Source organism: Vibrio jasicida 090810c (genome assembly GCF_002887615.1).
GTDB classification, from domain to species: Bacteria; Pseudomonadota; Gammaproteobacteria; order Enterobacterales; family Vibrionaceae; genus Vibrio; species Vibrio jasicida.
This window is the reverse complement of record NZ_CP025792.1, coordinates 2,616,567-2,631,291: the sequence shown is the minus strand read 5'-3', so window position 1 is coordinate 2,631,291 and position 14,725 is coordinate 2,616,567. Positions and strand designations below refer to the sequence as shown.

The following is a 14,725-nucleotide window of genomic DNA, read 5'->3' as shown; positions in this document are numbered from 1 at the left end:
CAAAGAGTTAAACAACTTATCCACAGAGTTATCCTTTTTTGCCCATTTTTACTTACTGTAAATAAAGAAAGCTGCTTTACAGCAGCTTTCTTTATTTAGCCGATACGTGTGTTTCGGCGTCTAAATGACTAGATGCCAGAACCATCTTGTTCTGCGCCCTCATCTTCATGAAGACCACACTCTCGTTTTAAACCGAAGAAGCGGGTTTCTTCTTCTGACATGCCTGGTTCCCACTTCCTTGTTGTATGAGTATCACCTACCGAAAGATATCCTTGGTCCCATAGAGGGTGATAACTTAAACCATGTTCTTCTAGGTAGTAATGCACATCTTTATTCGTCCAGTCGATCACTGGTAAGAATTTAAATACACCATTTTGAATCGACAAGATTGGTAGACCTGCACGAGATTGGCTTTGCTCTCGACGCAATCCTGAAAACCAAGTACCGACATTTTGCTCACGCAGAGCCCGTCGCATTGGTTCTACTTTGTTTATCTTGTTGTACTTTTCAATTCCCTCTATACCTTGTTCCCAAAGTTTTCCGTAACGTGCTTCTTGCCAATGGGCGCTTTCTTTTGCTCGGTATACTTTAAGGTTGAGGCTCAGTTGCGCTTTCAACTGGTCAATAAATTGATAAGTCTCCGCAAATAGATATCCGGTGTCCGTTAGGATGATTGGAATGTCCGGCTTTTGTTGTGTCACAAGATGGAGCATCACTGCTGCTTGGATACCGAAACTGGATGAGACTGCGAACTCCCCTTCCAAATTCTCCAATGCCCACTTTACTCTCTCTTGTGCCGAAAGCTGTTCGAGCTCGACATTGATTTGAGCAAGACGGAGGATTTGCTCCGTCTTAGTTAATGTCAGTAACTCTGCTAGCTCCGGGTTGGACGCTACAGAATCAAGCATGGAAATCCCTCTTTGATATAAACACTTCTTGAATAATGCCAGCTCGAATCGTGAAATCGCCAAATGCTTCGCCTTCTTCACGTTCAGCAGCCCAACGAGCCACCAGCTTATCAATCTCTTCTAAGATTTGCTTATCCGTAATGTTCTCTTTATACATCTTCGGTACTCGAGTACCGCCGCGGTTACCACCTAGGTGTAAGTTGTATCGACCCGGAGCTTTACCAACTAAGCCGATTTCTGCCAACATTGCTCGGCCACAGCCATTTGGACACCCTGTTACACGAAGAATGATATTGTCTTCTTCCGATAGACCATGCTTTTCTAGAATATCTTCAACATCAGTAACAAACTGAGGAAGATATCGTTCAGCCTCAGCCATCGCGAGCGGACAAGTAGGAAATGCGACACACGCCATCGAGTTCTTACGCTGCTCACTCACACCATCATTCATTAAGCCATGTTCACGAGCAATCTTCTCGATCTTCGATTTTTGGCTTTTTGGTACACCAGCAACAATCAAATTTTGGTTTGCCGTCATGCGGAAATCGCCTTTGTGGATTTTGGCAATTTCAGCAACACCTGCCTTAAGTGGTTTACCCGGGAAATCCAACAGACGACCGTTTTCGATGAAGAGTGCTAGGTGATGCTTACCATCGATCCCTTCAACCCAACCAATACGGTCACCACGTTCTGTTAATTCGTAAGGGCGACTTTGCTCAAACTTAACACCAGCACGCTTTTCTACTTCTGCTTTAAAGACATCACTTCCGACACGATCTAATGTGTACTTCGTTTTTGCATTCTTACGGTTCGAACGGTTACCCCAATCACGTTGCGTTGTTACTACAGCAGCCGCAACATCAAGCGTTTTCTCTAATGGGATAAAACCAAAGTCATCCGCTCTGCGTGGGTAAGTTGACGTATCGCCATGCGTCATCGCTAGACCGCCACCAACAAGCACGTTAAAACCAACCAACTTACCGTTATCTGCAATCGCTACGAAGTTAAGATCGTTAGCGTGTACGTCTACGTCATTTTGCGGTGGGATAACCACTGTGGTTTTAAACTTACGTGGTAAGTAGTTCTTACCCAAAATCGGTTCGTCTTCTTCCGTGCTTTCTACTTTTTCACCGTCTAACCAAATCTCGGCATAAGCGCGTGTCTTCGGTAATAGATGCTCACTGATCTTCTTCGCCCACTCGTAAGCCTCTTGGTGTAGCTCCGACTCCACTGGATTAGTGGTACACAATACGTTACGGTTAACATCACCCGCGGTGGCAATCGAATCAATACCAATGCTGTTGAGCGTTTGGTGCATCAACTTGATATTTGGTTTTAGCACGCCGTGGAACTGAAACGTTTGACGAGTCGTAAGACGAATACTTCCATATAAAGAGTGCTCAGTTGCAAACTTGTCGATCGCTAGCCATTGCTTTGGCGTAATGATGCCGCCCGGCATACGTGCACGAAGCATGACATTGTGCAACGGCTCCAACTTTTGCTTAGCACGCTCATTACGGATATCGCGATCATCTTGCTGGTACATTCCGTGGAAACGAATCAACTGGAAGTTATCTGCAGTAAAACCACCGGTAATGCGGTCTTGTAGATCTTGTTCAATCGTTCCACGTAGTAAGTTACTTTCTCTTTTAAGGCGCTCGTTATCCGAGAGTGGACCAAGTACCTCACCTAATACTTCTTGGCTGTTTGATTGTTCATTCGCGCTCATTAGTACACATCCCTTTGGTAACGTTTCGCTTTACGTAGATCGTTGATAAATGCTTCGGCTTCTTCACGAGATAGCTTGCCTTGTTGCTCGGCTACAAATACCAGCGCATCGTGAACATCTTTTGCCATACGAGTGGCATCACCACATACATAGATGTAGGCACCATCTTGAATCCATTGCCACACTTGTTCAGCGTTTTCTAGGATGCGATGTTGAACATAAACCTTCTCTGCTTGGTCACGACTAAACGCAACATCAAGGCGAGTCAGCAAACCTGACTTGAGGTACTTCTGCCATTCCACTTGGTAAAGGAAATCTTGGGTAAAGGTACGGTCACCAAAGAACAACCAGTTCTTGCCTTCCGCGTCACGGTTATCACGCTCTTGAATAAAACTACGGAAAGGCGCAATACCGGTACCAGGGCCAACCATGATGATTGGTGTGTTGTCATCTTGTGGCAGTTTGAAGTTATTATTGTGCTCAACAAACACTTTCACTTCACCACCTTCTTCCAGACGTTGAGCGAGGAAACCTGATGCTCCGCCATAGCGCTTCTCATCACCTTTATCGTATTCAACTAATCCTACGGTTAAGTGAACCTCTTCATCAACTTCGGTTTGGCTTGAAGCGATAGAATATAGACGAGGTGTCAATCGACGAAGTAAACCAACCAACTCTTCTGCACTTAGCTTGGTCTTCTTCTCCGCAAGCACATCTACGACTTGAGTGTTTGCTGCGTACTCACGAAGTTTGTCTTTATCTTCCACTAGCTTTTGTAGTTTCTTACTACCAGATAGCTCTGCAAATTTGGTGACAAACTGAGGGTTTGATGCGGTGATTTCATATTTGCTAACCAATGCACTATGAATAGAAAGGCTTTCACCATCCACTTCTACACTTTCAACACCGGATAGACCAGCCTTAGCTAAGATAGCATTGGCTAATTCTGAACTATTATCGAACCACACACCTAAAGCATCGCCGGCTTGATAAGTTAAACCTGAGTCTTCGAGGTCAATCTCTACGTGGCGAACATCTTTGCCCGAATCACGACCCGTGATTTTCTGGCTAGTCAGTAACGTTGCGGTATATGGGTTTTGCTTGTTATAAGCAGAGTGACCAGGAGCGGCTTGACCAACAGGAAGTTGAACCACTTCCGCTTCGTTACCAGAAGAAAGCGCTTCTTTTACTTGCTCAAGCGCTTGTTTACGCCACTCTGCGGCCGGCGCTTCGTAATCCACATCACAATCAATGCGATCGATGAAGGCAGTTGCACCTAGCTTAGATAAGTAAGTATCGAAGTCTTTACCCGTTTGGCAGAAAAATTCGTAGCTAGAATCGCCAAGAGCGATCACCGCATATTGCAGGTTTGGTAGCTTAGGCGCTTTCTTTGATTGAAGGAATTCATGCAGCTCAATGGCATTATCTGGCGCTTCACCCTCTCCATTAGTGGACGCAACGATGATTACATGCGTCTCTTTAGCAAGATTTTTGCCTTTGTAATCACTAGCATCAAATAGCTCTACAACAATGCCTTCTGCTTTGGCTTCTTGCTCTAGTGCTTCAGCAACACCTTTCGCATTGCCGGTTTGAGAAGCAAAAATGATGCTTAGCTTGCCTGCTGGTTTTGTAGCGACAGAAGCAGCAGCCTGTGCTATTGGGCCTGCAGCTGCTGAACTTGGTTGGTTTTGCGCTAAACCCCAAAAATAACCACTGACCCAAGCGAGTTGTTGTGAAGATAACTCAGAGACAGTTTGCTGGAGTGAACTAAATTGCTGGTCATTCAGAGGGCTTGCGATTGGTGGGTTTCCACCTTGCCCATTATTTTCTTCCGACACATTCTTGTAAGACTCATTCTTTTGAAAAGACATTGTCACGACATCCCTATTCATTGCGTGACGATAGATTAACCACTCTCCCTAATAACAAGAAAGAATAGATGTGAATGTTTTATAACTTTTTGGAAGTAAGAAAATCAAAGTTAGGGTCAACGATCTTCAATCCGAACTTGTTGAAAGCCGACTGCCATGGCCGATTTAGAGGCCGTATCGAGGTCATCATAGAGACATTCTTCCCCATGTGTATCGGTAAGACAGACAAAACCACCACGGGCATGCCTAAACTCAACAACCCAACCTCCTTCTTGTATTGAAGGTTCGATAATGGCTTCTACCAGCTGGTTATCACGAAATAGATGTCTCAATTCATTTATTGTCATCGCAATCCTTGCTCCAACTTTTATACATTGCTCCTAAATAAGCATGGTCGAAGTCTGAAAACTTGGGCGATTAATTCGATTGAATATAATGAAGTGATATAAAAAAACGCCGCTTATAAGGCGACGTTTTAAAGGAATAAGTTAATTATGTTTAGAAAGAGTATTGAGCACCAACAAAGAAGCCATCAGCAAAAATGAACTCTTTACCTAAGCTCGATAAGAACTCTTCTGACTCAAGGTCAATCACACGGTAGCCACCACGGAAGGTCAATTCAGATTCCTGGAAAGGGATACGGTACTGAACACCAGCCATTAGGTCGGTGCTCTTGATGCCTTTGCTATCGCCGAAGTTCATCTCACCAATCACATCGAAGTTGGTATTAGGTACGGTGATTTCTGCGTAGCCATACCAAGCCCAGATAAGTTCATCAAACTCTTCCGTACGGGCATTTGTACCCGCATCCACATACTTAGTGTCACTCAAATTACTAAAGGTCAGACCCGCATCGAAATGCAGTAAGTCATGTTCAAGAATTTGGTAGTAAAGAGTGAGATCTAATTTGTCGAAACCCATGTAATCTGCATCAACGTTAGAATAACGAAGGCGAGCATTTGGCACGTATTTTATGTCGTGCTCAACCGCAGCATAGAAAGAACCAGTTGTATTGCTATCTCTTCTTACTTCATTAACTTTAGTATCTGCCACCCAAACTTCTGCACCTACAGTGGTAGTAAAAGAAGAAGCTTCTTCATTTGCAAAACAAGGATAAGACGCTGCCAACGATAGTGTCGTTAAAGCGATGGTCGCTTTATATGTCATGTAATTTTTACTCCGAGATAGCTGATTTCAACATTAAGGGGCATGTGAGAAATATTATCATACTCTCACTGCCCTCTATCAACTAAATCTCTACAATCCGTTACTTATAACGAGGCTGAGCGACGAAGTTTTTAAAAAACCATATGCCTAATGCAATCACTATTAACCAAGGCAATAGTTTTAGCACAGCTCCAACCATGCCCAATAAGAACATCACCACCAATGCAATGCCAGTCGCAGCAAATACAGTCACCATCGTAATACCAGTCACGAGCAAAGTTGCCGCAAATACTAAAATAAAGATCAGCTCCAACATAATCACTTCTCCTTTGTTTTAGTTTTACTAGAGCAGGTTCTGTACCAACTAATTAAAACAAGAATAAAACCATGATCTATAAGTAAAAATAAAGCCAGAGACATTTCTGCACTCTGGCTTTTCTATTTGTGAGTTGGTAATTTTCACCAACCACTGGTGAAATTTACACGTTCAATTCTTTTGGAATCTTCGCCAGTGCATCTTGCAACACCTCTAAACCAGAACCTGGCTTGTGTGCATTCTCACTGATGTGGCGACGCCATTGACGAGCACCAGGCATACTTTGAAATAAGCCCAACATATGACGAGTGATATGGCCAATGTAAGCACCCTTTGCAAGTTGTGCTTCGATATACGGGTACATCTCTTCAACGATCTCACTGCGCTTCTTTACTGGTACGGTTGAACCAAACAATTCTTGGTCAACAGATGCTAGCAAGTAGGGGCTTTGATAAGCTTCACGACCAATCATCACACCATCTAAATGTTGTAGATGCCCTTTCGCTTCTTCTAATGACTTTACGCCACCGTTCACAGCGATAGTCAGGTGAGAGAAATCTTTCTTCAACTGGTAAGCGCGTGGGTAATCCAACGGTGGAATCTCACGGTTTTCTTTCGGGCTTAAACCACTTAACCATGCTTTACGCGCATGAATAGTAAATTGTTCACAGCCACCTTTCTCCGACACAATCGATACGAAGTCAGTTAAAAACTCATAAGAATCTTGGTCGTCAATGCCAATACGCGTCTTTACCGTAACAGGAATATCAACCACATCTTTCATCGATGCGATACAGTCAGCGACCAACTGTGGCTCGGCCATTAAGCACGCGCCGAAACGGCCATTTTGAACACGATCAGATGGGCAACCCACGTTTAGGTTAATCTCATCGTAGCCACGCTCTTGGGCTAACTTAGCGCACGTTGCCAAATCAGCTGGGTTTGAACCGCCAAGTTGAAGGGCTAACGGGTGCTCTTCTTCGTTATAAGCTAGGAAATCTCCTTTTCCATGAATGATCGCACCTGTTGTTACCATTTCGGTGTACAGCAGGGTTTCTTTGGTCATTAAGCGATGGAAGTAGCGACAATGACGATCCGTCCAATCCAACATTGGTGCTACAGAGAGCCTGCAAGAATGAGTCATGATATAAACACCCGTTTTTACGTTGCCAAGGTAGAGCGCGGCGTTGCGCCCCAAAAATTAAGTCGGGTATTGTATACCCACCGTGCAATGGATGCGAGCGCTGTGAATCGCCGCCCCAACACCCTATTTCGGCATTGGTATCTCGTTCTGTGATATCCGTTGCTCACTCTACTCTTCATCGACTTGCTTTAGTTCATGATTTTCGGTCTGATAGTAGGTAAAATGCAGTATTTCTAAACGAACTTCGTATAGAAATGGTTTATCATAAAGCACGTCCGATAGTTATGGTGAAAGATTTGGACCCAACAATCCTTGAACAAATTGAACAAATCTGCGCTGAGCGCGGAGTAAGATTGACGCCGCAGCGCCGACGCGTTTTTGAGCTAATTTGTTCTAATCGCCGCGCCTCTAGTGCGTATGAGCTATTGGAGCAACTGAAAGAGAGTGAGCCTCAGGCTAAGCCACCGACTGTTTATCGAGCATTAGATTTTCTTCTAGAACAAGGCTTTATTCATCGAGTGGAATCAACGAACAGTTTTATTACTTGTTGTTCGTTCAATACTCAACAGCATTTTTTCCAACTGTTAATTTGCGATAAATGTGGCGATGTCGTTGAACTCGAAGACGAGACGCTGATATCCTTATTAGCCAATAACGCCGAGAAACATGGATTCAAGCTAACGAATCAAGTTATCGAAACCCATGGCGAATGCCAGGCGTGTTCCTCGGAGACGAAAGAAGAAAGATAGAAGAACGTTATGCGCGCTGAATTTGTAAACCCGTTTTTAGCTTCTTTAATGAATGTTCTAAAAACTATGGCTTCGCTAGAACTGAAGCCACAAAAACCGCGAATCAAGAAAGATGAGATCGCACGAGGTGACGTTTCTGGTCTTATTGGTATGGTTGGCCCACAAACTCGTGGTTCAATGTCGATTACCTTTGATGAAGCGTTAGCACTAGAAATCATGCAAAACATGCTTGGAGAACGTCCAAACGGACTGAACGAGGAAGTGACTGACATGGTTGGTGAGATCACTAACATGGTGACTGGTGGTGCGAAACGTATTCTAGCGGAAAGTGGGTTCGACTTTGATATGGCAACGCCAGTTGTGGTATCAGGTAGAGGCCATACCATTCGCCACAAGTGTGAAGGCTCAATCATCATCATGCCTTTCTCTTCACAGTGGGGAAATGCCTTCATCGAGATTTGCTTCGAATAATAGAGAATAAATAAGTTGGTAAACGCCAACCTATTTGTTTCTGTCTCAGACAATAAAAAAGGTCAGCACTGGCTGACCTTTTCTTTTTCTATCTATTCAAACATTAAGCTTTAAAAGCTTTGAATGCGTTGATTAGACCGTTTGTAGAGCTGTCGTGTGAACTGATTTCAGAACCGTCAGCTAGCTCAGGTAGGATTTGGTTTGCTAGTTGTTTACCTAGCTCAACACCCCATTGGTCGAAGCTGAAGATGTTCCAGATAACGCCTTGAACGAAGATTTTGTGCTCGTACATTGCGATCAAGTTACCTAGCGTGCGAGGTGTGATTTGCTTAACTAGGATAGAGTTCGTTGGTCGGTTACCTTCAAATACTTTGAACGGTACTAGAGACGCCATTTCTTCTTCGCTCTTACCTGCTTTCGCAAATTCTGCCTTCACAGTTTCTGCTGACTTACCAAATGCCAATGCTTCTGTTTGTGCAAAGAAGTTAGACATCAGTTTTTGGTGGTGGTCGCTTGCTGGGTTGTGGCTGATTGCTGGAGCAATGAAGTCACATGGGATCAGTTTAGTACCTTGGTGAATCAGCTGGTAGAACGCGTGCTGACCGTTAGTACCTGGTTCACCCCAAATGATAGGACCAGTTTGGTAAGTCACTGCATTACCTTCACGGTCAACATACTTACCGTTAGATTCCATGTTACCTTGCTGGAAGTACGCCGCGAAACGGTGCATGTACTGATCGTAAGGTAGGATTGCTTCAGACTCAGCGCCATGGAAGTTGTTGTACCAAATACCGATCAAAGCAAGAATTACAGGGATGTTGCTTTCTAGATCTGTCGATACGAAGTAGTTATCCATCTCGTGAGCACCGTCTAGAAGCTCGATAAAGTTGTCGTAACCTACAGACAATGCAATTGAAAGACCGATTGCTGACCATAATGAGTAACGACCACCAACCCAGTCCCAGAACTCAAACATGTTGTCTGTGTCGATACCAAATTCAGATACCGCAGGAGCGTTAGTAGAAAGCGCTGCGAAGTGCTTAGCAACGTGTGCTTGATCGCCTGCAGTTTCTAGGAACCAATCACGAGCAGAGTGCGCGTTTGTCATGGTTTCTTGAGTCGTGAATGTCTTAGACGCGATCAAGAATAGTGTTGTCTCTGGATCGACTTTCTTAAGAGTTTCAACGATGTGAGTACCATCAACGTTAGAAACGAAGTGCAGGTTTAGGTGGTTTTTGTATGGTGCTAGTGCTTCAGTCACCATGTAAGGACCAAGGTCAGAACCACCGATACCGATGTTTACGATGTCTGTGATTGCTTTACCTGTGTAACCTTTCCACTCACCGCCAATTACGCGATCAGTGAATGATTTAATTTTCTCAAGAACTGCGTTTACCGCAGGCATCACGTCTTCGCCGCCAACCATTACTGGCTTGTTAGAACGGTTACGCAGTGCAGTGTGAAGAACAGCGCGATCTTCTGTTTTGTTGATCGCTTCACCACTGAACATCGCTTCAATTGCTGACTTAAGCTCAGTCTCGTTAGCAAGAGCGAAAAGGTGCTTCAGAGTGTCCTCGTTGATTAGGTTCTTTGAGTAATCGACTAGGATGTCTGAGCCGAAGCGTGCAGAGTATTTGTCGAAACGCGCCGCGTCTTGAGTAAATAGCTCTTTCAGATCCATATCTTGTGCAGATTCGAAATGCGCAGTTAGCGCTTTCCAAGCTTGTGTTTGCGTTGGATTGATATTTTTCAACATGGTCTTTATCCCGATGTTACAGTAGGTTCCATTCCTTACAGTCTAGCGAAAACTGCGGAATCCCCGATTTAGCAAAAAGAATATAAATTAGATGTTTGGGCGAATTGCCACAAAACAAGGCTTTGTAATTTTTTTTCAATCATCAATTATGACCGAGTGCCTTTACACTCACATTGAGTTAGGTCACGTTCCCTGTTTCGAATTTGAACAATTCATTTAAGATATCGGGAATCATATCATCTACTCATGATAGGCTCTAATTGGATTAGGATAGACGCCAAATCGAATTTTTCCAAAGGAACGCATATGTGGGCACAAAAAACACTGCAATTAAAAGCGCGTAGCCGTGGCTTCCATCTCATCACTGATGAAATTGAACAACAATTACCACAAATCCAATCGCTTTCAGTAGGTTTGTTACACCTGTTTATTCAACACACTTCGGCCAGTTTGACCTTGAATGAAAATGCCGACCCAACAGTACGCATGGATATGGAAGCCCACTTCAACAAATTTGTTCCTGAGCGTGCCCCGTACTACCAACACACTTATGAAGGTGATGATGATATGCCAGCCCATATTAAAGCGTCTTTACTTGGCAGTAGTGTGACAATTCCCATCCAAAACGGTCAATTAGCGTTAGGAACATGGCAGGGTATTTACTTGGGTGAGCACCGCGATTATGGCGGAAGCCGTCGTGTCATCGCAACCATCAACGGTGAATAGTTCAGATAAAACAAAGGCTAACCAACTGGTTAGCCTTTGTTTTATCTCAATTTAGAAGGGCTGATTGATCATTACTCGGAAGGTGCCTTCATCATCACCTTTGGCCATTTCAGCACGAACAACAATACCCTCGACTTGGAAGCGCACTGCACCACCGATGTTCCACTTCATGTCTTCATGTAATGTTTTAAGATTGTATTCATCTGCAACTCTACCCACTTCGACAAAAGCTACCCACTGCCACCATGGTAAGTCGTAGTAGTTAATCAATGGAATATCATCGAGCGGTTGCCAATCTGGCAATACACGATACTCAGCAGAGTAGTGAATCGCGCTGCGTCCATGGTAACGACCAGCTGTATAACCACGTAGACGATACAAACCGCCTAAACGAACTTGTTCTTGTTCTGGTGGACGACTACACACTGCACCATCACATTGCTCCCACGTTGGCGTATCTGCAGTGAAAAAATCAAAGGCGAGCACTTGTTGATCGAACCAATCCCCTAACGGCCCCAATGAATAATATTGGCTGTTTTGAAATTCCCACTTTAACCACAGATCCTCTGATTGCAAACTGTCCGCGCCAGTGGTTAGGTCGAAAGAGGTATGAGAGCCACGCGTCGTGTTACGTACACTGTCTCGGTTATCCCAATCAAAGGTCAGAGTAAAGCCCGTCGCTTCTTCCTTTTTATCATTGTAGATATCCAACTCTCGAGACGAGTAAAAAGGCGTGAAGATGATGGAGCTCACTCCCGAGTCAATTGGAGAAGCAAAGCTAACATCTCGAACTGGTTGGAATGCGCCAAGTAACCCATGTTCACGGACATTCCCCCAAGGCAGTAAGTACTTGAATTCAAGCTTATAGTTATCTTCGTCTCCATTAGTCACGGTTTTCTCTTCCGTTGAAGAGTCATTCGAGCCTTGGTTGCCTAAGTAGTACGGATTATCGTTAAAACGTGCTTGGTACATCTGCGTACTGAACAACAGGTTTGAAGATAGAGCGTAATTGAAGGCAGAAAGAAAACCGACATAGCTATCTTTCTCAGAGTAAAGTCCCATTCCGAATAAAGCCGCTTGAGGCTGACCGACACCTTTCGCAACCCCGGCTAAACCGACGGTGCTACCCATGGTATCCGTACTGAAATAGAAAGGAACAAATGCTGAATCTTTCTCTTTCGCAAGCGTCTGTGGAGATAAAAAAAGGCTGGCAGAGAATGCCAGCACTGAAAATAATATTTTCTTCATGGGTTACTTCGAATATTCCATTTCGACACGAGAAGTCAGTTTAGTCACTAACTCATAAGCAATGGTGCCAATGTGGCTTGCCACCTCTTCTGCAGGGAGTTCTTTCCCCCACAGTATTGCTTCATCACTGACCTTATCTGTCGCATCAGGGCCGAGATCAACAGTCAACATGTCCATTGAGACTCGACCGGCAATAGGCACTTTGCGACCATTGACCAAAACGGGTGTGCCATTCGGGGCAGTTCGTGGGTAACCATCGCCATAGCCAACCGCAATGACCCCTACTTTGGTATCACGCTCGCTGGTCCACATACCACCATAGCCAACACTTTCGCCTTTCTTCACCTCACGAACTGCGATCAAGTGCGATTTTAGTGTCATGACCGGTTGATAGCCAAGTTCTTGCGCCGTTTTATCATTGAATGGTGAAACACCGTACATGATGATCCCCGGACGAACCCAATCCAATTGACTTTGTGGCCAAGCAAGTAGACCAGCTGAAGCTGCAAGAGAGCGCTCTCCCTGACAACCAGCAGTCAAAGACATAAAACGTTCAATCTGCTCAGGAGTGATGTTGCTGTCTAGCTCATCTGCACAACCGAAATGACTCATGTAACGGAGTGGTTTCGCTACGTTTGAACACTCTTTTAAGCGTGAAACGAATTCGTCGTATTGCTCTGGACGAACCCCCAAGCGATGCATACCGCTGTCGATTTTAAGCCAAACGACCACAGGGGTTTCCAGCTCTGCTTGCTCCAGAGCAACAAGCTGTTCTTCACAGTGCACAACCGTTTGAATGTTGTTGGTCACTAAAATAGGTAAGTCACCTGGTGAGTAAAAACCTTCTAGCAGCAGAATGGGTTTTACCACACCACAAGCGCGTAATTGCAGCGCTTCTTCAATTCGTGCAACACCAAAGGCATCGGCGTGTGTCGCATGCTTCGCGACATGACGTAGACCATGGCCGTAGCCATTGGCTTTGACCACCGCCATCACTTTGCTGTCTGGTGCTTGCTCTTTTACACGTTGCAGGTTGTATTGCAACGCAGACAAGTCAATGCATGCCATCGCGGCTTTCTTGTAACTCATTGCATTACTCATCATCAATATCAAATGCTGGACCCGCGTAATTATCAAAGCGCGAGTGTTGTCCTTGGAAGGTCAAGCGTACTGAACCGATAGGACCATTACGTTGTTTACCCAAGATAATTTCTGCGGTGCCTTTATATGGGCTATCTGGGTGATAAACCTCATCACGGTAGATGAACATAATCAAGTCTGCATCCTGCTCGATAGAGCCTGATTCACGCAAGTCCGAGTTAACTGGGCGTTTATCAGAACGTTGCTCTAGGGAACGGTTAAGCTGCGATAGTGCGACAACTGGCACGTTCAGCTCTTTTGCTAATGCTTTAAGTGAACGTGAGATCTCTGCAATCTCAAGAGTACGGTTATCCGACATTGCTGGGACACGCATCAACTGAAGGTAGTCGACCATGATCATTGATAGACCACCATGTTCACGAGCGATACGACGTGCTCGCGAGCGAACTTCTGTTGGAGTTAGACCTGAGCTGTCATCAATGTACATGTTCTTCTTCTGCATCAGGATACCCATGGTAGAAGAAATACGCGCCCAATCTTCATCGTCTAGCTGACCAGTACGGATCTTGGTTTGGTCAACACGAGAAAGAGACGCAAGCATACGCATCATCAACTGTTCTGCTGGCATCTCTAGCGAGAAAATAAGCACCGGCTTTTCTTGCTGCATCGCGGCATTTTCACACAAGTTCATCGCAAAGGTCGTTTTACCCATCGATGGACGCGCAGCAACAATCACCAAGTCAGAGCCTTGTAGGCCAGCCGTTTTCTTGTTGAGATCAGTAAAACCAGTATCGACACCTGTCACACCATCTTGTGGTGTTTTGTACAGAATCTCGATACGTTCAAGTGTTTTTTCAAGAATGTTATCCACGTTTTGTGGGCCTTCATTCTCACTGGTACGAGCCTCTGCAATTGCAAAAACTTTACTCTCGGCTAGGTCAATTAAGTCTTCAGAGCTACGACCTTGAGGATCGTAACCTGCATCCGCAATCTCATTGGCTACACCAATTAAACCGCGCACAATCGCGCGTTCAGCAACGATATCGGCATAAGCATTAATATTCGCAGCACTTGGTGTGTTTTTGGCCAGATCGGCAAGGTAAGCAAAGCCACCCACATCTTCAAGCTGTTCATGACGCTCAAGATGTTCAGAAAGTGTGATTAAGTCGAGAGGCTTACCCGCTTCTAGTGTGGTTTTCACGCCTTCGAAAATAAGACGGTGTGGACGGCTATAGAAATCACTGCTGACAACACGCTCTGCAACGGTGTCCCAACGTTCATTGTCCAGTAAGAGACCACCAATCACTGATTGCTCGGCTTCCAGTGAGTGAGGTGGCACTTTGATTGCGTCTACCTGACTGTCTGAAGGTTTGCGATTTCTGTTTTCCGCCATGACTTTGCTCGATAACTACTAATGACCCAAGATTATAACCTTAAACCCAACCAAGATGCTTCCCCGATGCGACAATTACTTGTTAAGAATTCAACAAGTGAATGACTAACAATCTGCTTTTCATCGCGGTTAACTTTTGTGATTTA

14 protein-coding genes are annotated in these 14,725 nt (G+C 44.7%); 3 read left to right on the top strand and 11 right to left on the bottom strand.

The window, feature by feature from the left end; translation table 11 throughout:
• Positions 1-128: 128 nt before the first annotated feature.
• The 7 genes from C1S73_RS12570 to dusA form a co-directional block, all read right to left on the bottom strand.
• Complete coding sequence (locus C1S73_RS12570) at positions 129-908, bottom strand: phosphoadenylyl-sulfate reductase (protein ID WP_038865467.1); 780 nt, start codon at positions 906-908, stop codon at positions 129-131.
• Positions 901-2,637 (bottom strand): assimilatory sulfite reductase (NADPH) hemoprotein subunit, encoded by a 1,737-nt coding sequence (gene cysI, locus C1S73_RS12565; protein ID WP_038865469.1) that lies wholly within the window; start codon positions 2,635-2,637, stop codon positions 901-903. Before cysI ends, C1S73_RS12570 begins: the two co-directional genes overlap by 8 nt.
• Positions 2,637-4,508: an assimilatory sulfite reductase (NADPH) flavoprotein subunit gene (locus tag C1S73_RS12560; protein ID WP_038865471.1), complete on the bottom strand. Its 1,872-nt coding sequence runs from the start codon at positions 4,506-4,508 to the stop codon at positions 2,637-2,639. The genes cysI and C1S73_RS12560 overlap by 1 nt, the downstream gene beginning before the upstream one ends.
• Positions 4,509-4,624: 116 nt before the next feature.
• Entirely contained in the window at positions 4,625-4,855 is a 231-nt protein-coding gene (locus C1S73_RS12555; RefSeq protein ID WP_038865472.1) for a hypothetical protein, read from the bottom strand.
• A 151-nt stretch (positions 4,856-5,006) separates the two neighbouring features.
• The gene (locus tag C1S73_RS12550) at positions 5,007-5,675 is read right to left on the bottom strand and encodes a TIGR04219 family outer membrane beta-barrel protein (protein WP_038865474.1); all 669 of its coding nucleotides are present in this window, start codon (positions 5,673-5,675) and stop codon (positions 5,007-5,009) included.
• A 100-nt stretch (positions 5,676-5,775) separates the two neighbouring features.
• Positions 5,776-5,991, bottom strand: coding sequence for an envelope stress response protein PspG (pspG, locus tag C1S73_RS12545; RefSeq protein ID WP_005438463.1), 216 nt, complete (start codon positions 5,989-5,991; stop codon positions 5,776-5,778).
• 163 nt (positions 5,992-6,154) lie between these two features.
• Positions 6,155-7,135: a tRNA dihydrouridine(20/20a) synthase DusA gene (gene dusA, locus C1S73_RS12540; RefSeq protein ID WP_038865516.1), complete on the bottom strand. Its 981-nt coding sequence runs from the start codon at positions 7,133-7,135 to the stop codon at positions 6,155-6,157.
• A gap of 284 nt (positions 7,136-7,419) precedes the next feature.
• Here dusA and zur point away from each other — a divergent pair, with 284 nt between their 5' ends.
• Together zur and C1S73_RS12530 are read left to right on the top strand one after the other, a co-directional pair.
• Complete coding sequence (zur, locus tag C1S73_RS12535; protein WP_038865518.1) at positions 7,420-7,884, top strand: zinc uptake transcriptional repressor Zur; 465 nt, start codon at positions 7,420-7,422, stop codon at positions 7,882-7,884.
• Between the two features lie 9 nt (positions 7,885-7,893).
• Entirely contained in the window at positions 7,894-8,355 is a 462-nt protein-coding gene (locus tag C1S73_RS12530) for a chemotaxis protein CheX (protein ID WP_005381269.1), read from the top strand.
• A gap of 103 nt (positions 8,356-8,458) precedes the next feature.
• Here C1S73_RS12530 and pgi read toward each other — a convergent pair whose 3' ends face one another.
• Positions 8,459-10,111: a glucose-6-phosphate isomerase gene (gene pgi / locus C1S73_RS12525; protein ID WP_038865475.1), complete on the bottom strand. Its 1,653-nt coding sequence runs from the start codon at positions 10,109-10,111 to the stop codon at positions 8,459-8,461.
• A gap of 306 nt (positions 10,112-10,417) precedes the next feature.
• Between pgi and C1S73_RS12520 the strand changes: the two genes are divergently transcribed.
• Entirely contained in the window at positions 10,418-10,837 is a 420-nt protein-coding gene (locus C1S73_RS12520; protein WP_038865477.1) for a secondary thiamine-phosphate synthase enzyme YjbQ, read from the top strand.
• Between the two features lie 51 nt (positions 10,838-10,888).
• Here C1S73_RS12520 and C1S73_RS12515 read toward each other — a convergent pair whose 3' ends face one another.
• The 3 genes from C1S73_RS12515 to C1S73_RS12505 are packed head-to-tail and all read right to left on the bottom strand — an operon-like array spanning position 10,889 to position 14,579.
• Positions 10,889-12,085 carry a BamA/TamA family outer membrane protein gene (locus tag C1S73_RS12515; RefSeq protein ID WP_038865478.1) on the bottom strand — a complete coding sequence of 399 codons (1,197 nt, stop codon included), beginning with the start codon at positions 12,083-12,085 and terminating at the stop codon, positions 10,889-10,891.
• A gap of 3 nt (positions 12,086-12,088) precedes the next feature.
• Positions 12,089-13,174, bottom strand: a complete 1,086-nt coding sequence (alr, locus tag C1S73_RS12510; protein ID WP_038865520.1) for an alanine racemase — start codon at positions 13,172-13,174, stop codon at positions 12,089-12,091.
• A gap of 4 nt (positions 13,175-13,178) precedes the next feature.
• On the bottom strand, positions 13,179-14,579 hold the full coding sequence (locus C1S73_RS12505; protein WP_038865480.1) for a replicative DNA helicase: 1,401 nt from the start codon (positions 14,577-14,579) through the stop codon (positions 13,179-13,181).
• Positions 14,580-14,725: the final 146 nt, after the last annotated feature.

Excerpts from the sequence above, each read along its gene's own strand:
- zur (WP_038865518.1), top strand. The coding sequence starts at position 7,420 with ATGGTGAAAGATTTGGACCCAACAATCCTTGAACAAATTGAACAAATC.
- pgi (WP_038865475.1), bottom strand. The coding sequence starts at position 10,111 with ATGTTGAAAAATATCAATCCAACGCAAACACAAGCTTGGAAAGCGCTA.
- pspG (WP_005438463.1), bottom strand. The coding sequence starts at position 5,991 with ATGTTGGAGCTGATCTTTATTTTAGTATTTGCGGCAACTTTGCTCGTG.
- C1S73_RS12570 (WP_038865467.1), bottom strand. The coding sequence starts at position 908 with ATGCTTGATTCTGTAGCGTCCAACCCGGAGCTAGCAGAGTTACTGACA.
- C1S73_RS12505 (WP_038865480.1), bottom strand. The coding sequence starts at position 14,579 with ATGGCGGAAAACAGAAATCGCAAACCTTCAGACAGTCAGGTAGACGCA.
- cysI (WP_038865469.1), bottom strand. The coding sequence starts at position 2,637 with ATGAGCGCGAATGAACAATCAAACAGCCAAGAAGTATTAGGTGAGGTA.
- C1S73_RS12560 (WP_038865471.1), bottom strand. The coding sequence starts at position 4,508 with ATGTCTTTTCAAAAGAATGAGTCTTACAAGAATGTGTCGGAAGAAAAT.
- alr (WP_038865520.1), bottom strand. The coding sequence starts at position 13,174 with ATGAGTTACAAGAAAGCCGCGATGGCATGCATTGACTTGTCTGCGTTG.
- C1S73_RS12515 (WP_038865478.1), bottom strand. The coding sequence starts at position 12,085 with ATGAAGAAAATATTATTTTCAGTGCTGGCATTCTCTGCCAGCCTTTTT.
- C1S73_RS12555 (WP_038865472.1), bottom strand. The coding sequence starts at position 4,855 with ATGACAATAAATGAATTGAGACATCTATTTCGTGATAACCAGCTGGTA.
- C1S73_RS12530 (WP_005381269.1), top strand. The coding sequence starts at position 7,894 with ATGCGCGCTGAATTTGTAAACCCGTTTTTAGCTTCTTTAATGAATGTT.
- C1S73_RS12520 (WP_038865477.1), top strand. The coding sequence starts at position 10,418 with ATGTGGGCACAAAAAACACTGCAATTAAAAGCGCGTAGCCGTGGCTTC.
- C1S73_RS12550 (WP_038865474.1), bottom strand. The coding sequence starts at position 5,675 with ATGACATATAAAGCGACCATCGCTTTAACGACACTATCGTTGGCAGCG.
- dusA (WP_038865516.1), bottom strand. The coding sequence starts at position 7,135 with ATGACTCATTCTTGCAGGCTCTCTGTAGCACCAATGTTGGATTGGACG.